This window comes from Sanguibacter sp. Z41_6 (assembly GCF_059621145.1).
This window is the reverse complement of the sequence record NZ_JCAQIF010000006.1, coordinates 111,534-130,048: the sequence shown is the minus strand read 5'-3', so window position 1 is coordinate 130,048 and position 18,515 is coordinate 111,534. Positions and strand designations below refer to the sequence as shown.

Here is an 18,515-nt window from a genome sequence, read left to right as displayed (position 1 = left end):
GTCTTTACCCTTACCGGAAGGAATCTGATGGGCCTGCTTGAAGGCAAGAAGTTGCTCGTGACGGGGGTCCTCACCGACCACTCGATCGCATTCCACGTCGCCCGCCTCGCACAGCAGGAGGGGGCCGAGGTCGTGCTCACGTCGTTCGGGCGTCAGTTCCGCCTCACGCAGGCCATCGCGAAGCGGCTGCCGAAGGCCGCGCCGGTCGTCGAGCTCGACGTGACCTCCGCCGAGCACCTCGCAGCGCTCGAGGGCGTCGTCCGCGAGCACGTGGACCACCTCGACGGTGTCGTGCACTCCATCGGGTTCGCCCCGCAGTCCGTCATGGGCGGCAACTTCCTCTCGGGCGAGTGGCCTGACGTCGCGACGGCGCTCGAGGTGTCGGCCTACTCGCTCAAGTCGCTCGCCGTGGCCACGAGGCCGCTGCTGAGCTCCGGCGGCTCCATCGTCGGCCTCACCTTCGACGCGCGGTACGCCTGGCCCGTCTACGACTGGATGGGCGTCGCCAAGGCGGCGTTCGAGTCCACGTCGCGGTACCTCGCCCGCGACCTGGGCCCCGAGGGCATCCGCGTGAACCTCGTCTCCGCCGGTCCGTTGCGCACGACCGCCGCGAAGTCGATCCCGGGCTTCGAGAAGATGGAGGGCGGCTGGCCCGAGCGCGCCCCGCTCGGCTGGGACCAGACGAACCCCGAACCCACGGCACGCGCCGTGGCCGCTCTGCTCTCCGACTGGTTCCCTGCGACCACGGGGGAGATCGTCCACGTGGACGGCGGAGTCCACGCGATGGGCCTGTGAGCTCGCCCGACCCCATGCGCCGGCTGGTCCTGCTCCGTCACGCGACGGCAGAACCGGCCGGCGCCGGTCATGACGCCCAGCGTCCGCTCGCGCTCGCGGGACGCCGGCAGGCGACCCGCGTCGGTCAGGGGCTGCTCCGTCGGGAGCTCCTCCCGGACGGGGTGCTCTGCTCCGACGCCGTGCGCACCCGTCAGACGTGGGACCTCGTGCGTGGCGGACTCGGCGGCGCCGAGCAGCACGTGACGATCGCGCCCGAGCTGTACGAGGCCGACGTCGCGCGTGTCCTGGCGCACGTCCGCGAGGTGCCGGACGACGTCCGGACACTGCTTGTCGTCGGGCACGAGCCGGTCATGTCGGCCGTGGGGGAGTATCTCGCGGGGCCGGGGTCCGACGGAGCGGCCCTCGCCCAGGCGCAGGTCGGGCTGCCGACGGCTGCCTACCTCGTCGTCGAGGTCAGCGGTGGTTGGAGCGGGATCGCTCGGAGTGCTGGCCTGCTCGCGGCGTTGGTGCACGCGGACGTCTGACCGCACGACCTCGGCACGGGTCAGGCAGTTCGCCGGGAGACCTCGTCGATAACGTCCAGCGCGGCGTCGAGGCGAGGTCCGTCGATCGCGTACGGAGCCTGCTCACGCACGAGCGGCTTCGCGGCGAACGCGATGCCGATGCCCGCCGCGGCGATCATGTCGAGGTCGTTCGCACCGTCACCGATAGCCACCGTGTGCTCCACGGGGATGCCGGCGTCGGCAGCGAACTCCCGCAGGCTCTGGGCCTTGTAGGCGCGGTCGACGACCTGCCCGGTGGTGCGCCCGGTGAGCATGCCGTCGACGACCTCGAGCCGGTTGGCGCGGAACAGGGTGATCCCCAGGGTCGCCGCGAGCGGAGCGACGACCTCGGTGAAGCCGCCGGAGACGAGGGCGACGATCCACCCGCGCCGCTGGCACTCCGCGACGAGCTCGCGCGCCCCGGGCGTGAAGCTCGTCCGGGAGAGCACGTCGGCGAGGACGCGCTCCGGGACGCCCGCGAGCGTCGCGACGCGCTCGCGCAGGGACGCGGCAAAGTCGAGCTCGCCGCGCATCGCACGCTCGGTCACAGCGGCGACCTCGTCCCGGGTGCCGGCGTGCTCCGCGATGAGCTCGATGACCTCCTGCGAGATGAGGGTCGAGTCGACGTCCATGACCACGAGCCGGCGCGGTCCCACGGCGTCGGACTCGTGCGTCGGGGTGGGCGCCGGGATGGACGGGGGTGTGCTCGACGTCTTCACCGGCCCAGAGTAGGACGTGGCCCGTGGGCTCCCTGCCGGGTGCCCACGGGCCGGACGTGCCCCGACGACCCGCGGCGGGTCGTCGGGTCCTGCTGCTCGACGCTGTGTCCTGCTACTCGACGATGGTGCCCTTGGGGACGACGGTGATGCCGGAGGGCGTCACCGTGAAGCCGCGTGCGCGGTCCTCCTCGGCGTTGAGCCCCACGCGCGCACGTTCCTTGATGACGACGTTCTTGTCGATGATGGCGCGGTGCACCTGGGCGTGCCGGTGCACGGCGACGTTGTCGAGCAGCACGCTGTCGGACACCGCGGCCCAGGAGTGGAGGTGGACGTCGGGGGAGAGGACCGACCCGACGACGGTCGCCCCGGAGATGAGCACACCGGGGGACACGATCGAGTCGGCGGCGTGACCGAGCCGACCGGCGCCGGCGTGCACGAACTTCGCGGGCGGGAGGCCGACGTAGCCGGTGTGCAGGGGCCACTGCGAGTTGTAGAGGTTGAACACCGGCGTCACTGCGATGAGGTCCTTGTTGGCCTCGTAGTAGGAGTCCACGGTCCCGACGTCGCGCCAGTAGTCGCGGTCCCGGTCGGTGGAGCCGGGGACGTCGTTGTGGATGAAGTCGTAGACGCCTGCCGTCCCCCGGTCGACGAAGTACGGGACGATGTCTCCGCCCATGTCGTGCTTCGAGGAGAGGTTCTCCGCGTCCTTGGTGACGGCCTCGACGAGCGCGTCCGCGTTGACGACGTAGTTGCCCATCGAGGCGAGGATCTCGCCGGGGGAGTCGGGCAGGCCGGTCGGGTTGGCCGGCTTCTCGAGGAAGGCCCGGATCTTCGTCTGGTCCTGCGGGTCGGTGTCGATGACACCGAACTCCGTCGCGAGGGCGATCGGCTGACGGATCCCTGCGACGGTCATCTCCGCGCCGGACGCGATGTGCGCGTCGACCATCTGGGAGAAGTCCATGCGGTAGACGTGGTCCGCGCCGACGACGACGACGATGTCGGGCCGCTCGTCCTCGATGATGTTCAGGCACTGGAAGATCGCGTCGGCGCTGCCGAGGTACCAGTGCTTGCCGACCCGTTGCTGGGCCGGGACCGGGGCGACGTAGTTACCGAGGAGAGCCGACATCCGCCACGTCTTGGAGATGTGGCGGTCGAGGCTGTGCGACTTGTACTGGGTGAGCACGACGATGTGCAGGTAGTGCGAGTTGACCAGGTTGGACAGGGCGAAGTCGACCAGTCGATAGATTCCGCCGAACGGCACGGCGGGCTTCGCCCGGTGCGCTGTGAGCGGCTTGAGCCGGTTTCCTTCGCCGCCTGCCAGGACGATCGCGAGAACTTTGGGGGCTGCCATGCCCCGACCTTATGGGTGCGGACGCCGCGGTGCATCAGAAGCGCTACCGTGTCGCACGTGAGAGTAGATCTGCTGACCCGTGAGTACCCGCCCCACGTCTACGGAGGCGCGGGCGTGCACGTCGCCGAGCTCTCCGCCGTGCTGCGCAGCCGCCTCGACGTGCGCGTCCGGTGCTTCGACGGACCGCGCACCGATCCGTCGACGCCCGCGGGCGTGACGGGGTACGCACCGCTCGCGGAGCTGACGGGGGCGAACCCGGCACTGGCGACGTTCGGGGTGGACCTCGCGATGGCGGGGGACGTCGCGGGCGCCGACCTCGTGCACTCGCACACCTGGTACGCGAACCTCGCGGGGCACCTCGCGGGTCTGCTCCACGGCATCCCGCACGTGCTGTCCGCGCACTCGCTCGAGCCGTTGCGCCCGTGGAAGGCGGAGCAGCTCGGGGGCGGCTACGCGCTGTCGAGCTGGGCGGAGCGCACGGCCTACGAGGGCGCCGCCGGGGTGATCGCGGTGAGCGCCGGGATGCGCGAGGACATCCTGCGGGCGTATCCGTCGGTCGACCCGGCGAAGGTGCACGTCGTGCACAACGGGATCGACCTCACCGGGTGGCGCCGACCTGAGGGTGCGGAGGCGGAGCGCGCAGAGCGTGTGGTGCGCGCGCTGGGCATCGACCCGGAGCGTCCGGCGGTCGTGTTCGTCGGCCGTATCACCCGCCAGAAGGGTCTGCCCTACCTGCTGCGCGCGGCGGAGCGCCTGCCCGCCGACGTGCAGCTCATCCTCTGTGCCGGCGCCCCCGACACGCCCGAGATCGCCGCCGAGGTCTCCGGAGCCGTGGCGGAGCTGTCCACCCGACGTACCGGCGTCGTGTGGATCGAGGAGATGCTGCCGCGCCCGGACCTGTGCGCGGTGCTCGCTGCCTCGACCGTGTTCGTGTGCCCGTCCGTCTACGAGCCGCTCGGCATCGTCAACCTCGAGGCGATGGCCGTCGGGCTCCCCGTGGTGGGCAGCGCGACCGGAGGCATCCCCGAGGTCATCGACGACGGGGTCACCGGCCTCCTCGTGCCGCTCGAGCAGGTGCAGGACGGCACAGGCACACCGCTCGACCCCGAGCAGTTCGTCTCGGACCTCGCCGAGGCGCTCACCGTGGTCGTCACCGATCCGGTCCGGGCTGCCGGGATGGGGCGCGCGGCCCGGACCCGTGTCGAGGAGCACTTCGCGTGGGACGCCATCGGTGACCGCACGGTCGAGGTGTACGAGGCCGTTCTCGCAGGGGCGTGAGCCCTCTGCTCACCGTCCCTGCGTGACGAGGGTGGCGGCGGCCATCGCGCGGCGCGCCACCCGGTCGATCTCGCGCAGCGCGGTCGCGCGCTGGTCCGCCTGCCACATGTTGATCGCGCCACCGTCGTCGACGGTGGCGAGGTCGACGATCGCCCGCAGCCGCGCTGCGGACTGGAAGACGTGCGTGCGGCGCGGCTCGAGGGTCCTGGGCAGGAGCGCGCGGAGGTCGACGGGGTCCCGGAGCGCGATGATCGCGTCCTGGGCGTCCTCTCGCCACCGCGAGATGTCGAGCTCGGTGAGCGCCGCCGTGGCCTCGCGCAGCCCGCGCTGCAGCGCACGCTCCGCGTCACCGAGCGCGCCGACGGTGCCGATCGCGCGGTGCTCCCACGCGGGGATGCGCGTCATCTGCCACGCGACGAGATGACCCGGCTCGAGTGCGCTGCCGAAGGTCTCGATCTCCGGGACGAGAGCCCAGTGCTCGAGCTCCTGCTGTTCGTGCGGGTCGTCTGACCGGAGTGTGACGAGGACGCACTCCTCAGCCTCGATCGCCGCTGAGCTCACCGCGGCAGGCGCCCCCATGACGTCCCCGGGCCCGGGGAAGAGGGCCATGGCCGCCGCCACCCGCCCGGTCCAGGACCGCAGCAGCGCAGCGAGGGTCGGCTCGTGCAGCCCGGTGGGGAGCTCACCGGCGAGCGTGTGAGGTTCGTCATCCTGCACCACGGCCCGCAGGGCCTCGTGCTGGGATGCGTCGCCGGGCCGGACGGCGTGCACCCACAGGGCCAGGGACGCGGCGCGTGGCAGGATCGCGCCCGGTCCGGGTCGCGCGGCAGGAGGTGGAGACGTCACCGCACAAAACTACGCGACGGGCGTGTCCACGGATCAGCGGGGATGCGGATAGGGTCGGGGACCATGACCTGGGTTCTCGACCTGCAGAATGTCTCTGTCCGCCGCGCTGAGAAGAACATCGTCGACGACGTCTCCTGGCAGGTGGCGGAAGGTGAACGGTGGGTCGTCCTCGGCCGCAACGGTGCCGGCAAGACGACGCTTCTCCAGCTCGCGGCTGCACGCATGCACCCCACGACCGGCACCGCGAGGATCCTCGAGTCCCAGCTCGGACGCGTCGACGTCTTCGAGCTCCGGCCGCGGATCGGGCTCGCGAGCGCGGCGCTCGCCGACCGGATCCCCGCCTCGGAGCGCGTCCTCGACGTCGTCCTCACGGCCGCGTACGCCGTGACGGGCCGCTGGCGCGAGGCCTATGAGGACCTCGACCAGACGCGCGCCATGGACCTCCTCGCCGCGTTCGGGGTCGAGCACCTCGCCGACCGCCGGTTCGGGACGCTCAGCGAGGGTGAGCGCAAGCGCGTCCAGATCGCCCGGTCGCTCATGACGGACCCCGAGCTGCTGCTGCTCGACGAGCCCGCCGCCGGCCTCGACCTCGGGGGCCGCGAGGAGCTCGTCGGAGCACTCGCAGAGCTCGCCGCGCACCCCCAGTCGCCCGTCCTCGTCCTCGTCACGCACCACGTCGAGGAGATCCCGCCGGGCTTCACGCACGTCATGCTCATGCGGGACGGCTCGGTCCACAGCGCCGGTCCGGTCGCCGACGTCCTCACGGACGAGAACCTCTCGGCCGCCTTCGGCCTCGCGCTCGAGGTCACGCACGCCGACGGCCGCTGGTCCGCACGCGCTGCCTCTGTCGGGTCCGAGCCAGGTCGAACGCGCGGTCAGGCGCACTGACACCCCCGCTCGTCCTGTCAGGAAGCCGCCCTGTCCGGTAAAGTTCGGGTAAAGACGCAACGGAGCTGTCGAGAGGGGTCGTCATGGACTGGTACTGGTGGGTCGCCATAGCGCTCGTGCTCGTCGTCGTCGAGATGATCTCGCTCGACCTCATCCTCATCATGTTCGCGGGCGGCGCCGTTGCCGCGGCCGTGACGAGCCTGCTCGGCGGAGGGCTCGTCGTCCAGATCATCGTGTTCGGCGTGACGTCGACCGTGCTCCTCCTCGCGCTGCGTCCGTACCTCCTCGACCACCTGCGCAAGCGGGTGCCGCTCACCGAGACGAACGTCGCGGCGCTCACGGGCAAACCGGCCGTCGTCGTCGCGGCGGTCACGGACGACGCGGGCCGCGTCAAGCTCGAGGGCGAGGTGTGGAGCGCGCGTGCCGCGACGCCCGCCGTGTACGCGGTCGGCACGGACGTGCGCGTCGTGCGGATCGACGGGGCCACGGCCGTCGTCGAGGCCGAGCCCGCTGCTCCTGGTGGCACGGACCTGCGTTTCCCGCCCCGCGGCGTCTCCTGACGAGAGCCCGCCACAGACCACTCGATGTGCTCCCTGCAGGGAGCGCCCACTGGAAGGACGCGACCACATGGACGCAGACGGCGCACAGATCTTCGGCATCATCCTCGCGGCGCTCATCGCGCTCGTCTTCATCATCGCCCTCGTGCGCGCGGTACGCGTCGTGCCGCAGACCGTCTCGCTCATCGTCGAGCGCCTCGGTCGGTACTCGCGGACCATGGACGCAGGCCTGCACTTCCTCATCCCGTTCATCGACCGCGTCCGCGCCGGCGTCGACCTCCGCGAGCAGGTCGTGTCCTTCCCACCGCAGCCCGTCATCACCTCCGACAACCTCGTCGTGAGCATCGACACGGTCCTGTACTTCCAGGTGACGGACCCCAAGGCCGCGGTCTACGAGATCTCGAACTACATCACCGCGATCGAGCAGCTCACCGTCACCACGCTCCGTAACGTCATCGGCTCCATGGACCTCGAGCAGACGCTCACGAGCCGTGACCAGATCAACGGCCAGCTGCGCGGCGTCCTCGACGAGGCCACCGGCCGCTGGGGCATCCGCGTCAACCGGGTGGAGCTCAAGTCCATCGACCCGCCCCAGAGCATCCAGGGCTCGATGGAGCAGCAGATGCGCGCCGAGCGTGACCGTCGTGCAGCGATCCTCACCGCCGAGGGCTTCAAGCAGTCGCAGATCCTCACCGCCGAGGGTGAGAAGCAGGCCGCGATCCTGCGGGCCGAAGGTTCCGCGCAGGCTGCCATCCTCACCGCCGAGGGTGAGGCACGGGCGATCCTCCAGGTCTTCGACGCCATCCACGAGGGTGACGCCGACCCCAAGCTCCTCGCGTACCAGTACCTCCAGATGCTGCCGCAGATCGCGAACGGCACGTCCTCGAAGATGTGGATCGTCCCCACCGAGTTCACCGCAGCGCTGGGGTCGATCACGAAGGGCTTCGGTGGCGACACCGAGACGGCGCCCTCCGGTGGAGCTGGCGGTCCGTCGACCGGGGAGACGCGCCGCGAGCGGTCCGCCGCGTCGTTCAAGCCGTCCCTCGAGGACCCGACGCAGGCGCTGGCTGAGGCCCGTCGTCTCGCAGAGGCCGCGACGGCGGACGCGACGAGCGCCGGCATCGTGCCGCGCAGCGAGGGTGCGCACCGTCCGCCGCAGGCCCCGGCCGTCCCGCCGGTGGAGCCGCAGCCCGGGAGCGGCACCGCTCCCGAGGCGCAGTAGGCGCCCTCGGCCACCGATGCTCCTGACCCTTCTGCGCACACACCTGCGGCCCTACTCGGGACCGCTGGTGCTCGTGCTCGTCCTGCAGCTCGTGCAGACGATGGCCTCGCTGTTCCTGCCGAGCCTCAACGCGGACATCATCGACCGGGGCGTCACCCAGGGCGACACGTCGTACATCCTTCGGGTGGGTGTGCTCATGCTCGGGGTGAGCCTCGGTCAGATCGCGTGCGCGATCGTCGCGGTGTACTTCGGGTCGCGGGTGGCGATGGGGTTCGGCCGGGACGTCCGTGCCGCCCTGTTCACCCACGTGCAGACGTTCTCCGGTCAGGAGGTCGCCCACTTCGGTGCGCCGTCGCTCATCACCCGCACGACGAACGACGTCCAGCAGGTCCAGATGGTCGTCATGCTCGGTCTGACGATCATGGTCATGGCGCCGATCATGCTCGTCGGCGGGGTCGTCATGGCGCTGCGGGAGGACGTGGGGCTCTCCTGGCTGCTGCTCGTCATCGTTCCCGTCCTCGGCGTGACCATCGCGGTCATCGTCGCCCGGATGATCCCGTCCTTCCGGCAGATGCAGAAGCGCATCGACCGCATCAACGCCGTGCTCCGCGAGCAGATCTTCGGCATCCGGGTCATCCGGGCGTTCGTGCGCGAGCGGCACGAGGAGGAGCGGTTCGGCGTCGCCAACACGGACCTCTTCGACGTCTCGCTGCGGGTCGGCAAGCTCATGGCGCTCATGTTCCCGCTGGTCATGCTCATCATGAACCTCGGCAGCGTGCTCGTGCTGTGGTTCGGTGCGTCGCGCGTGAACTCGGGCGAGATGCAGGTCGGGTCCCTCACGGCCTTCCTCAGCTACATCATGTTCATCCTCATGGCCGTGATGATGTCGACGATGATCTTCATGATGGTGCCGCGCGCCGCGGTCTCCGCGGAGCGCATCATGGAGGTCGTCGAGACGCCGTCGAGCGTCGTGGAGAGCGCCGCCCCGGTCCGCATGCCCGCCGTGCGCGGCGTCGTGGAGTTCCGGGACGTGGAGTTCGCCTACCCGGGCGCCGAGGACCCCGTGCTGTCCGACGTGGCCTTCACCGCGGAGCCGGGGCGGACCACCGCGATCATCGGGTCCACCGGCGCGGGCAAGACGACCCTCGTCAACCTCGTGCCCCGCCTGTTCGACGTGACGGGAGGAGCCGTCCTGCTCGATGGCGTCGACGTGCGGGACATCGCGGGGCAGGACCTGTGGGCGCAGATCGGGATGGTGCCGCAGCGGCCGTACCTGTTCTCCGGGACGATCGCGTCGAACCTCGCCTACGGGCTGCCTGACGCGACGCCCGAGCAGATGTGGGACGCGCTCGACGTCGCGCAGGCGCGCGACTTCGTCGCGGCGCTGCCCGAGGGGCTCGAGGCGGAGGTCTCGCAGGGAGGCACGAACTTCTCCGGCGGGCAGCGTCAGCGCCTCGCCATCGCGCGCGCACTCATCCGGTCGCCGCGCGTCTACCTCTTCGACGACTCGTTCTCCGCGCTGGACTACGCGACCGACGCCGCGCTGCGGCGTGCGCTGGCACCTCGGACCAAGGACGCCACGGTCATCCTCGTGGCGCAGCGGGTGGCGAGCATCCGGGACGCGCACGCGATCGTCGTGCTCGACAACGGTCGCGTCGTGGGCCGTGGCACGCACGAGGAGCTCCTCGCCACGTGCCAGACGTACCAGGAGATCGTCCTCTCCCAGCTCTCGGCAGAGGAGGCAGCGTGAGCGACGACGAGAACGTCACCGAGAAGCCTGCGGCACCTTTGACCCGCCCTCCCCGGGGCCACGGCCCGGGTGCCGGGATGGGGATGCCCGCCGAGAAGCCCATGGACTTCACCGGGTCGCTCAAGCGGTTCGCCGGGTACCTCGGCGTGGAGCGTCTGCGCGTGGCTCTCGTCGTCGTGCTGGCCGTCGCCTCCGTGGCGCTGTCGGTGTCCGGGCCGAAGATGCTCGGCTCGGCGACGAACATCATCTTCGAAGGGTTCCTCAGCTCCCGGCTGCCTGCTGGCACGTCCCTCGACGAGGCCGTGGCAGGGCTGCGGGCGCAGGGCGAGGACCAGCTGGCAGACATGCTCGCGCCGATGGACCTCGTGCCGGGCGCCGGTCTCGACGTCGCCGCGCTGCGCACCGTGCTGCTGTGGGTGGTGGCGATCTACGTCGGCGCCTTCCTCTTCGGGTGGCTGCAGGGCCGCATCACAGCGATCGTCGTCCAGGGAACCGTGCTGCGTCTGCGGGACGAGGTGGAGCGCAAGCTCAACCGGCTCCCGCTCGCGTACTTCGACACCCACAAGCGCGGGGAGGTGCTCTCCCGTGTCACCAACGACATCGACAACGTCGCGCAGACGCTGCAGCAGACCCTCTCCCAGCTCGTGTCCTCGGTCCTGACGATCATCGGTGTCCTCGCGATGATGTTCTGGATCTCGCCGCTCCTCGCCCTCGTCGCGCTCGTGACCATCCCGCTCTCCGTCATCGTCACGGCGGCGATCGCGAAGCGCTCCCAGCCGCAGTTCGTCCGCCAGTGGGCAGCGACCGGGCGCCTCAACGCGCACGTCGAGGAGATGTTCACCGGGCACGCGCTGGTCAAGGTGTTCGGTCACCAGGACGAGGCGATCCGGACGTTCGCGACCGAGAACGACGACCTCTACGAGTCGAGCTTCAAGGCCCAGTTCATCTCCGGGATCATCCAACCTGCCATCGGATTCATCGCGAACCTCAACTACGTCGTCGTGGCCGTGGTCGGTGGGCTGCGGGTGGCGTCCGGGTCGCTGTCCCTCGGGGACGTCCAGGCGTTCATCCAGTACTCGCGCCAGTTCACGCAGCCCATCACGCAGGTGGCGTCGATGATGAACCTCCTGCAGTCGGGCGTCGCGTCCGCCGAGCGTGTGTTCGAGCTGCTGGACGCCGCCGAGCAGTCGCCCGACCCCACCGACCCTGAGCACGTGCCCGTCGTGCGCGGGCGGGTGACGTTCGAGGACGTCGCGTTCAGCTACTCGCCGGACGCGCCGCTCATCACGTCCCTGTCGCTCGTCGCCGAGCCCGGTCAGACCATCGCGATCGTCGGACCGACCGGGGCGGGCAAGACGACCCTCGTCAACCTCCTCATGCGCTTCTACGAGGTCAACGCCGGGCGCATCTGCCTCGACGGGGTGGACATCTCGCGCATGACGCGCGACGAGCTGCGGTCGAGCATGGGGATGGTGCTCCAGGACCCCTGGCTGTTCAAGGGCACGATCGCGGAGAACGTCACGTACGGCGCGCGCGGCGAGGTCACGGAGGACGACCTGCTGCGGGCGACGGTCGCCACCCACGTCGACCCGTTCGTCCGGACCCTGCCCGACGGCTATGACACCGTGCTCGACGACGACGGGTCGAGCGTGAGCGCGGGGGAGAAGCAGCTGCTCACCATCGCGCGCGCGTTCCTCGCCGACCCCGCCATCCTCATCCTCGACGAGGCGACGAGCTCGGTGGACACCCGCACCGAGGTCCTTGTCCAGCAGGCGATGAACGCCCTGCGCGCCGGGCGCACGAGCTTCGTCATCGCGCACCGGCTGTCGACCATCCGGGACGCGGACGTCATCCTCGTCATGGAGCACGGGGACATCGTCGAGCAGGGGTCCCACGAGGAGCTGCTCCACGCCGGTGGAGCGTACGCGCGGCTCTACGAGAGCCAGTTCGCGGCGGCCGTCGCCGACGGGTAGGCGGCTCCTGACCGGATGGGCCCCGCAGCGCGACCGATCCCCTCGGTGGAGCAGGGTGCTCCGTGGATCCGGGAGAATCGTCAGGTGCTTCCTCTCACCATCACCGACGCCACCGACGAGCGCGTCGCGGACTACACGAACCTCACCGACATCGTGCTGCGCTCGAAGCACGAGCCCGAGAAGGGCCTGTTCATCGCGGAGAGCTCGACGGTCATCCGTCGGGCGCTCGCCGCTGGGCACCGGCCCCGGTCGTTCTTCATGGCGGAGAAGTGGCTCGAGTCGATGGCAGACGTCCTCGCCGAGTGGCCTGACGTGCCGGTGTACGTGGGGACGCCTGCTGTGCTCGAGTCGATCACGGGCTTCCATCTGCACCGCGGGGCGCTCGCGGCCATGCACCGGCCGGCGTTGCAGCCGGTGGCGGAGCTCCTGGCCGGGGCACGGGACGGCGCCGGGGCTCGTCGGGTCGCGGTGTTCGAGGACATCGTCGACCACACGAACCTCGGTGCGGCGTTCCGGTCGGCTGCCGCGTTGGGGGTGGATGCGGTGCTCGTGACGCCGCGGTGCTCGGACCCGTTGTACCGGCGCAGTGTGCGGGTGAGCATGGGGACGGTGTTCCAGGTGCCGTGGACGCGGATCGAGAGCTGGCCCGCGGGGATCACGGAGCTGCAGGCAGAAGGGTTCACCGTCGCCGCGCTCGCGTTGAGCGACGACTCGGTGACGCTCGACGCGTTCGTCGAGCAGCGCAACGAGAAGGTCGCGTTCGTGTTCGGGACCGAGGGTCACGGTCTCGCGCCGGCGACGCTCGGGGCGGTGGACGCCGTGGTGAAGATCCCGATGGCCGGGGGAGTGGACTCCCTCAATGTGGCGGCGTCGGCGGCGGTCGTCTTCTACGCGACCCGGTAGCGTCGCCTCCACCTGGCGTGCGCACGGCACCTCGCCGACTGGGCTCATTCGTCCCTACCATCGGGCATGGAGATCACGCGTGTGCCCCCGCTGCACTTCGACGACGCCCCCGGCGTCGCCATGGCTGCGCTCTGTGACTCGGCGACGGCAGCCCGGACCAGCGTCCACGTGGCGTCGCTCGCGGCGGGCAGCTCGCTGCCGCGTCATGCGGCCGGACCGGACCAGCTCTTCTACGTCGTCGCAGGGGCCGGCAGGGTCGCCGGTGACGATGGCGTCGAGCATGCCGTGGGTCCTGGCGACGCCGTGCGGTGGTCGAGCGGCGAGCAGCACACCTCGTGGGCGGACACGGAGATGATTGTCGTCATCGTCCAGTCCCGCACCGCCGCATCGTGACCTCGGACCCGGTGCCGGCGCAGGCCGGCACGTGACAGGCTGTCTACGTGAACACACTGCTGAACGTCATCTGGCTGATCTTCGCCGGTCTCTGGCTGGCCATCGGCTATGTCGTCGCCGGGATGATCTGCTGCATCCTCATCGTGACGATCCCGTTCGGGATCGCGTCCTTCCGCATCGCGGGGTACGCGCTGTGGCCGTTCGGACGCACCGTCGTCGACAAGCCGACAGCCGGCGCGTTCTCGACAATCGGCAACATCATCTGGCTCCTCGTCGCCGGGATCTGGCTGGCCATCAGCCACGTCGTGACGGCCATCCCGCTGTTCCTCTCGATCATCGGCATCCCGCTGGGGATCGCGAACCTCAAGATGATCCCGATCTCGCTCATGCCGCTCGGCAAGGAGATCGTGCCGTCCGCGCGCGTCTGGTAGCTGTCAGGCCTTCTCCTCCGCGTTGCCGCGCTCGGTGAGCGACACCCTGCCGCCGGGGTAGACGACGGCGCACAGCACCGCGCCGACGACGAAGATGCCCGCCGACCACCAGAACGCCGTGTGATACCCGGCGAGCGTCGCCTCGGCCGCCATCTCCGGCGTCGGCTGCGGCGTCCGGGCCTGGGTGAGGAGCTCGGTGAGGCGGTGGGTCCCCGCCGACTGGGACTGGGTGCTCAGCAGCGCCACACCAATCGACCCGCCCACCTGTTGGGCCGTGCTCACGAGCGAGGATCCGACCCCCGCGTCCTCGTCGAGCAGACCGAGGGTGGCTGTCCCGAGGGCGGAGGCAAAGATAAGCCCCGCCCCGATGCCCGCGATGATCAACGGACCCACGACGTCCGGGAAGTACTCGGTCGATTCGTTGAACCTCGTCATGAGGACGAGGGCGGACGCTCCGACGAACATGCCGAGGACGACGAGGTTGCGGGGGCCGAAGCGAGGCAGCAGCACAGTCCCGGTGAAGGACGATGTGGCGGCCAGGAAGACGACCATCGGCAGGAAGGCCAGGCCCGTGTTCATCGCGGTGTAGGACAGCGTGTCCTCGAGGTAGTACGTGAGGAACAGGAACACCCCGAAGATCCCGGACCCTGTGAAGAGGATGGCGAGGAGGGAACCTCCTCGGACACGGTCGGAGATCGTATGCAGCGGGAGCAAGGGCTTCGCGATCTTGCCCTGCACGACGAGGAAGCAGGCGACGAGCACCACGCCGGCGGCGAGCAGCATGATCGTGACGGGGTCCGACCATCCGTCGGTCTCGGCGTACGAGAGGCCGTAGACGATACCGAACAGGCCACCGGCGATGAGGACGGCGCTGAGCGGACCCACGGTCACCTTGCGGTCGGGGAGGGTCTTCGGGAGCAGGACGAGCGCGCCGACGAACGCGATGATCGCGAAGAGGATGTTGACGAGCAGGCACCAGCGCCAGTTGAGGTACTCGGTGAGGAACCCGCCGAGCAGCAGACCGAGCGCACCACCCGCACCGCTCGTCGCGCCCCAGATGCCGAACGCCTTGGGACGGCCCGGGTTGCCCTCGAACGTGACGGTCAGCAGGGACAGGGCCGCGGGCGCCATGAGTGCGCCGAACGCGCCCTCGAGGGCGCGGGCCGCGATGAGGACCTCGTAGGTGGGGGCGGCGCCGCCGAGCGCCGATGCAGCCGCGAAGCCGACGACACCGATGAGGAAGGTCGTGCGGCGCCCGACCCGGTCTCCGATGCGCCCGCCGATGATGAGCAGCCCGCCGAAGGCCAGGGAGTACGCGGTGATGACCCACTGACGCTCGTCGGTGGGTATCCCGAGGTCCTTCTGGGCCGTCGGCAGGGCGATGTTGACGATGGTCGCGTCGAGCACCACCATGAGCTGGGCCGTGGCGAGGACCGCCAGGATCCACCAGATCTTGAGGTTGTTCTGTGTCGTCCCGCTGCGCTGCTGCGACTCCGTGGCCATGTCTTTCCCCTTTGTCCCTGCGTCCACTCCTCGGCTGCCAGAGCCGTTCAGTGGTCCTTTTCAGAGGGTATGTCCGGATCCACCGGTACGCGCGCGCGCCGGTGCCCGACGGGCGGGGCGACGGCCGACAGCGCACCGCATACGAGGGAGGAGCACGCGCATGGTGATCTATGTGAAGCTCGCGAACGAGTACTCGGTGACGTGGCCGGTGTGGAATACGTCAGGGCTGGCCGAGCGTGAGGAGCTCCCGCTGTCCGACGTGCTCACAGAGAGGTCGGAGCGGTGGGCTGAGAGGTTCAACAACCACGTCGACTGGGAAGCTGGTTGGGATGATCCCGGGCTGCGGGAAGCTCACCAGAGACGGCGTGCTCGATCATCCTGGTCAGCGCCGGTCGCGCCGGTCACCCGCCGAGCAGCCTGACCGGTAGCTCGTGCTCGGCCACGCCGTCGACTGTTCGCTCGACCCGGAACACCGACCGCCCCGGCCGCTCAGCGACTGCCTCGACGAGCTCGCCATCTCGCCAGATCACCGCAGCGTGGTCATCGACCCCGTACCCGTTGCCCAGCAATCCGGCCGAGACCCATCCCTGGTACGCCTCGCGACGGCCTGGCTCTCCGAGGTAGTGGGGGCAGGCGCTCCCTACGAGGAGACCGAGCCCGTCCGCCAACGGGGCGAGGGGTCCGTACGAGTCCGTCGACGACCCCTCGAACCAACAGTTCATCCCTGCACTGATTCCCGCGAGGATCGTGCCGTTGGCAGCGGCCTCTTCCAGCACGTCTGGCAGACCGTGCAACCGCCACAGCGCAAGCAGGTTGGCGGTCGAGCCCTCGCCCACGTACACGACGTCCTGGTCCAGCAGCATGCTCGGGTCGGAGTACCCCCACGGCTCGTGGCAGAAGAGGGACAAGACAGAGGTGTCGGCGCGGTCGGCGAAGGCGGCCTCGAACCGTTGGCTGTAGCCGTCGGCGTCACCGCTCGCCGTCGGGACGAAGCAGACTCGCGGACGAGCCGTGCCGGTCATGTCGAGGATGTGGTTGTCGATCGCGGACGAGCCGTCGTCGGACATCGAGAAGCCGCCCCCGCCGAGGGTGACGATGGTGCCCCTCATGCGGCCCGAGGAGTCACGCGTAGGTGCTGGCTGACGATCACTGCGCCAGCGTATGTCTGACGTGTCCCGTCGTCACGGTACCGGCCCTTCGGCGTGCAAGGATCTGGCCATGCGCATGCCCGCGTCACGTCCTGTCGTCATCCTCGTCCTGCCCGGTGTCGCCCTCGCCGGGACCGGCATGGTGTGGTTCGCCTCGATCGGTGCCTCGGATTCTGGATGGTTCGCCTACGCGCCGCTGACCGGGGAGACGTTCCCCGGGGACACCGTGGTCCTCAGCAGGCAGCACCGTCTGGCGCTCGGTGTCTGCGTGACCGGTGGGCTCCTGCTCAGCGCGGCCGCGGGCTACGCCGTCGGACGACGCCGCGCGTCGTGACCGACCAGGGGAATCAGGCGCGGGGCGTTCCAGTCAGCGGCTCTGGGCTGCTGGACGAACGCTGGCAGGAGCGTGGCCTTGACCAACGGATCGCCGACGACGACATGTGACGCGACCGTCAACGAACCTTGCCGTGTGCCGGTGCCCCCGACACTGGCACCGCCCGCACCTGCTGCTCCTCCGCCCGCGTCATGGTCCGCGGGGAGTCCGGGTTGCCGCCGTCGAGCGGATGGTCGTCCATGCCCCGGGCGGCTGCCCACCACGAGGCGTCGTCGGTGCACCGTGCGTGGTTGGTGTTGGGGATGACCTCGACGGTGCGCCACGCCTCGCCGGTGGATTCCCAGAGGCCCGGGTGCTGGAGCAGCTCGTGGGCCTCGACGTACGGCAGGAGCCGCGACTCGCTCACCGGCTTGAGCTTGTGGCCGCACTCGGTCCACGTGATCGTGCTCTCGAGCAGGAGCACGAGGTTCGCGTCGAGCCACCGGGTGAGGAGGATGGAGCACTGCTCGACGTCCCACGGCCCGTGCACCCGGACATGATCGCCCGGGCCGTGGTCGGTGACGACACCGGGGACGCAGTGCAACCAGCTCTCCTCAAGAACCAAGAGGTGGAGCTGTGACTCGAAGTCCGAGGGCACACGGCCCCCCGTGCGCGGCAACGGTGACGGCATACCTCGATTCTGCGGCGGTCGACACGGGGCGGCAAGCGTGACGACGAGATCGTGATGGAGCCGAGACTCAAGGCTTGACAGGCACCGCCAGGTCGTCGATGACCCGCACTCCCGGGAGGGTTGCGAGCAGGTCCCCGGGCAGCGCGATCTTCGATCGTCGCACCCCGGACCCGATGACGATCCACCCGGCGCACGCGCCGGCGTCCAGCAGCACGGGCCACGCGGAGGGGAGGCCGATGGGGGTGATCCCGCCGTACTCCATGCCCGACTCCGCCACGGCACGATCCACCGGCAGGAACGAGGCCTTGCGCACGTCGAGCAGCCGCTTGACCGCGCCGTTGATGTCCGCGCGCGTCGAGGCGCGGACCGCCACAGCGGCGGTGCGCTCGACGCCGTCGCGCTTGCCTGCCACGAGGACGCAGTTGACGGACATCTCCATGCTGATGTCGTAGGCCGCGGACATCGCCGCCGTGTCGGACACCTCGGGGTCGATGGGTGCGACGACGACCTGCTCGGCCACGCCCGTGTGCTCTGCGGCCCACGCCAGGAGCGCGGCGTGGACCGCGGGCCCGAGCAGCTCGGGGTGCTCGACGGCGCGGACCCAGTGCGGGGTGCCGATCCGCGGCACCCCGCCGTCGTGCAGCGTGGAGGCGTCGGTCACGCGACCTCAGCCCTGCTGGTACGTCGCGGTGAGCGTGGCTCGCGCGATCGTGTGGAAGACCGCCTTGAAGGCGACCATCGTCGGTGTGTCCTCCGGGTCCGCGTCGAGGGTGTCGACGTCGAGGGCGTGGACCGCGAACACGTACCGGTGCGGTCGGTCGCCGCTCGGCGGCGCGGAACCGAGGTAGGAGAACTCTCCGGCGTCGTGCCGGACGTGGAACGCGGCGCCCGGGAGCATGAGGTCGCTAGCGCCTTCCCCCTGCTGGAGCTCGGTGACGTCGACCGGGACGTCGACGACCGTCCAGTGCCACCACCCGGCGGGCGTCGGGGCGTCGGGGTCGAACATGTTGACGAGGAACGACTGGGTGGAGTCCGGGAAACCGGACCACGCGAGGTGCGGGGACGTGTTGCCGCCCGCGGCGACGAACTGCTCGGCGAGGGGCTCGCCGTCGACGATGTCGTCGCTCGTGAGGTCGAAGGTCGGGACCTTCGGCAGGAGGGAGTACGGGTCCGGGGGCACTGGCCTGGTGAGATCCATGCCCCCATCATGCG

General features: G+C 70.1%; 21 protein-coding genes. 13 read left to right on the top strand and 8 right to left on the bottom strand.

Going from position 1 to position 18,515, the window contains the following annotated elements; genetic code table 11:
- Positions 1-27 precede the first annotated feature (27 nt).
- Positions 28-795, top strand: a complete 768-nt coding sequence (gene fabI / locus AC54T1_RS13230) for an enoyl-ACP reductase FabI (RefSeq protein ID WP_496912226.1) — start codon at positions 28-30, stop codon at positions 793-795.
- Positions 792-1,319 carry a SixA phosphatase family protein gene (locus AC54T1_RS13225; RefSeq protein WP_484344305.1) on the top strand — a complete coding sequence of 176 codons (528 nt, stop codon included), beginning with the start codon at positions 792-794 and terminating at the stop codon, positions 1,317-1,319. The genes fabI and AC54T1_RS13225 overlap by 4 nt, the downstream gene beginning before the upstream one ends.
- A gap of 20 nt (positions 1,320-1,339) precedes the next feature.
- Here AC54T1_RS13225 and serB read toward each other — a convergent pair whose 3' ends face one another.
- Together serB and AC54T1_RS13215 are read right to left on the bottom strand one after the other, a co-directional pair.
- Entirely contained in the window at positions 1,340-2,029 is a 690-nt protein-coding gene (serB, locus tag AC54T1_RS13220) for a phosphoserine phosphatase SerB (protein WP_496912249.1), read from the bottom strand.
- Between the two features lie 139 nt (positions 2,030-2,168).
- Positions 2,169-3,407: a glucose-1-phosphate adenylyltransferase gene (locus AC54T1_RS13215; RefSeq protein WP_484344306.1), complete on the bottom strand. Its 1,239-nt coding sequence runs from the start codon at positions 3,405-3,407 to the stop codon at positions 2,169-2,171.
- 57 nt (positions 3,408-3,464) lie between these two features.
- Between AC54T1_RS13215 and glgA the strand changes: the two genes are divergently transcribed.
- Positions 3,465-4,685, top strand: a complete 1,221-nt coding sequence (glgA, locus tag AC54T1_RS13210; protein ID WP_496912225.1) for a glycogen synthase — start codon at positions 3,465-3,467, stop codon at positions 4,683-4,685.
- 9 nt (positions 4,686-4,694) lie between these two features.
- On the opposite strand, the gene AC54T1_RS13205 is transcribed toward glgA, so the two are convergent.
- Positions 4,695-5,531: an Rv1486c family protein gene (locus tag AC54T1_RS13205; RefSeq protein ID WP_496912224.1), complete on the bottom strand. Its 837-nt coding sequence runs from the start codon at positions 5,529-5,531 to the stop codon at positions 4,695-4,697.
- A gap of 63 nt (positions 5,532-5,594) precedes the next feature.
- On the opposite strand from AC54T1_RS13205, the gene AC54T1_RS13200 reads away from it, so the two are divergent.
- The 8 genes from AC54T1_RS13200 (at position 5,595) to AC54T1_RS13165 (ending at position 13,648) form a co-directional block, all read left to right on the top strand.
- Positions 5,595-6,419 carry an ABC transporter ATP-binding protein gene (locus AC54T1_RS13200; protein ID WP_484344309.1) on the top strand — a complete coding sequence of 275 codons (825 nt, stop codon included), beginning with the start codon at positions 5,595-5,597 and terminating at the stop codon, positions 6,417-6,419.
- A gap of 83 nt (positions 6,420-6,502) precedes the next feature.
- Positions 6,503-6,979, top strand: a complete 477-nt coding sequence (locus tag AC54T1_RS13195) for an NfeD family protein (protein WP_484344310.1) — start codon at positions 6,503-6,505, stop codon at positions 6,977-6,979.
- Between the two features lie 67 nt (positions 6,980-7,046).
- Positions 7,047-8,198, top strand: a complete 1,152-nt coding sequence (locus AC54T1_RS13190; protein ID WP_484344311.1) for an SPFH domain-containing protein — start codon at positions 7,047-7,049, stop codon at positions 8,196-8,198.
- Positions 8,199-8,214: 16 nt separating this feature from the next.
- Positions 8,215-9,948 (top strand): ABC transporter ATP-binding protein, encoded by a 1,734-nt coding sequence (locus tag AC54T1_RS13185; RefSeq protein ID WP_496912223.1) that lies wholly within the window; start codon positions 8,215-8,217, stop codon positions 9,946-9,948.
- 77 nt (positions 9,949-10,025) lie between these two features.
- Positions 10,026-11,921 (top strand): ABC transporter ATP-binding protein, encoded by a 1,896-nt coding sequence (locus AC54T1_RS13180; protein WP_496912248.1) that lies wholly within the window; start codon positions 10,026-10,028, stop codon positions 11,919-11,921.
- An 84-nt stretch (positions 11,922-12,005) separates the two neighbouring features.
- Positions 12,006-12,824 (top strand): TrmH family RNA methyltransferase, encoded by an 819-nt coding sequence (locus tag AC54T1_RS13175; protein WP_496912222.1) that lies wholly within the window; start codon positions 12,006-12,008, stop codon positions 12,822-12,824.
- A gap of 66 nt (positions 12,825-12,890) precedes the next feature.
- A complete protein-coding gene (locus tag AC54T1_RS13170) occupies positions 12,891-13,217 on the top strand; it encodes a cupin domain-containing protein (protein WP_496912221.1) in 327 nt (108 codons plus the stop codon).
- Positions 13,218-13,264: 47 nt separating this feature from the next.
- Entirely contained in the window at positions 13,265-13,648 is a 384-nt protein-coding gene (locus AC54T1_RS13165) for a YccF domain-containing protein (RefSeq protein ID WP_484344315.1), read from the top strand.
- Positions 13,649-13,651: 3 nt separating this feature from the next.
- Here the strand turns inward: AC54T1_RS13165 and AC54T1_RS13160 are convergent, their stop codons facing one another.
- The gene (locus AC54T1_RS13160) at positions 13,652-15,151 is read right to left on the bottom strand and encodes an MFS transporter (protein WP_496912220.1); all 1,500 of its coding nucleotides are present in this window, start codon (positions 15,149-15,151) and stop codon (positions 13,652-13,654) included.
- A 160-nt stretch (positions 15,152-15,311) separates the two neighbouring features.
- On the opposite strand from AC54T1_RS13160, the gene AC54T1_RS13155 reads away from it, so the two are divergent.
- A complete protein-coding gene (locus AC54T1_RS13155; protein ID WP_496912219.1) occupies positions 15,312-15,572 on the top strand; it encodes an immunity protein CdiI family protein in 261 nt (86 codons plus the stop codon).
- Here AC54T1_RS13155 and AC54T1_RS13150 read toward each other — a convergent pair.
- The gene (locus AC54T1_RS13150; protein ID WP_496912218.1) at positions 15,553-16,260 is read right to left on the bottom strand and encodes a Type 1 glutamine amidotransferase-like domain-containing protein; all 708 of its coding nucleotides are present in this window, start codon (positions 16,258-16,260) and stop codon (positions 15,553-15,555) included. The genes AC54T1_RS13155 and AC54T1_RS13150 overlap by 20 nt on opposite strands.
- Before the next feature lie 109 nt (positions 16,261-16,369).
- Between AC54T1_RS13150 and AC54T1_RS13145 the strand changes: the two genes are divergently transcribed.
- Positions 16,370-16,633: a hypothetical protein gene (locus AC54T1_RS13145; RefSeq protein WP_496912217.1), complete on the top strand. Its 264-nt coding sequence runs from the start codon at positions 16,370-16,372 to the stop codon at positions 16,631-16,633.
- A gap of 118 nt (positions 16,634-16,751) precedes the next feature.
- Here AC54T1_RS13145 and AC54T1_RS13140 read toward each other — a convergent pair whose 3' ends face one another.
- The 3 genes from AC54T1_RS13140 to AC54T1_RS13130 form a co-directional block, all read right to left on the bottom strand.
- Entirely contained in the window at positions 16,752-17,303 is a 552-nt protein-coding gene (locus tag AC54T1_RS13140) for a hypothetical protein (protein ID WP_484344318.1), read from the bottom strand.
- A 67-nt stretch (positions 17,304-17,370) separates the two neighbouring features.
- Positions 17,371-17,964, bottom strand: a complete 594-nt coding sequence (locus tag AC54T1_RS13135; protein ID WP_496912216.1) for a YbaK/EbsC family protein — start codon at positions 17,962-17,964, stop codon at positions 17,371-17,373.
- Between the two features lie 6 nt (positions 17,965-17,970).
- Positions 17,971-18,501 carry a YbhB/YbcL family Raf kinase inhibitor-like protein gene (locus tag AC54T1_RS13130; RefSeq protein ID WP_484344320.1) on the bottom strand — a complete coding sequence of 177 codons (531 nt, stop codon included), beginning with the start codon at positions 18,499-18,501 and terminating at the stop codon, positions 17,971-17,973.
- Between the last annotated feature and the right edge of the window lie 14 nt (positions 18,502-18,515).

Bases quoted from the DNA above. Each gene is read 5' to 3' on its own strand.
- AC54T1_RS13160 (WP_496912220.1), bottom strand. From the start codon at position 15,151: ATGGCCACGGAGTCGCAGCAGCGCAGCGGGACGACACAGAACAACCTC.
- AC54T1_RS13150 (WP_496912218.1), bottom strand. From the start codon at position 16,260: ATGAGGGGCACCATCGTCACCCTCGGCGGGGGCGGCTTCTCGATGTCC.
- AC54T1_RS13195 (WP_484344310.1), top strand. From the start codon at position 6,503: ATGGACTGGTACTGGTGGGTCGCCATAGCGCTCGTGCTCGTCGTCGTC.
- AC54T1_RS13155 (WP_496912219.1), top strand. From the start codon at position 15,312: ATGGTGATCTATGTGAAGCTCGCGAACGAGTACTCGGTGACGTGGCCG.
- AC54T1_RS13140 (WP_484344318.1), bottom strand. From the start codon at position 17,303: ATGCCGTCACCGTTGCCGCGCACGGGGGGCCGTGTGCCCTCGGACTTC.
- AC54T1_RS13130 (WP_484344320.1), bottom strand. From the start codon at position 18,501: ATGGATCTCACCAGGCCAGTGCCCCCGGACCCGTACTCCCTCCTGCCG.
- AC54T1_RS13170 (WP_496912221.1), top strand. From the start codon at position 12,891: ATGGAGATCACGCGTGTGCCCCCGCTGCACTTCGACGACGCCCCCGGC.
- fabI (WP_496912226.1), top strand. From the start codon at position 28: ATGGGCCTGCTTGAAGGCAAGAAGTTGCTCGTGACGGGGGTCCTCACC.
- AC54T1_RS13145 (WP_496912217.1), top strand. From the start codon at position 16,370: ATGCGCATGCCCGCGTCACGTCCTGTCGTCATCCTCGTCCTGCCCGGT.
- AC54T1_RS13180 (WP_496912248.1), top strand. From the start codon at position 10,026: ATGGGGATGCCCGCCGAGAAGCCCATGGACTTCACCGGGTCGCTCAAG.
- AC54T1_RS13185 (WP_496912223.1), top strand. From the start codon at position 8,215: ATGCTCCTGACCCTTCTGCGCACACACCTGCGGCCCTACTCGGGACCG.
- AC54T1_RS13215 (WP_484344306.1), bottom strand. From the start codon at position 3,407: ATGGCAGCCCCCAAAGTTCTCGCGATCGTCCTGGCAGGCGGCGAAGGA.
- AC54T1_RS13200 (WP_484344309.1), top strand. From the start codon at position 5,595: ATGACCTGGGTTCTCGACCTGCAGAATGTCTCTGTCCGCCGCGCTGAG.
- AC54T1_RS13190 (WP_484344311.1), top strand. From the start codon at position 7,047: ATGGACGCAGACGGCGCACAGATCTTCGGCATCATCCTCGCGGCGCTC.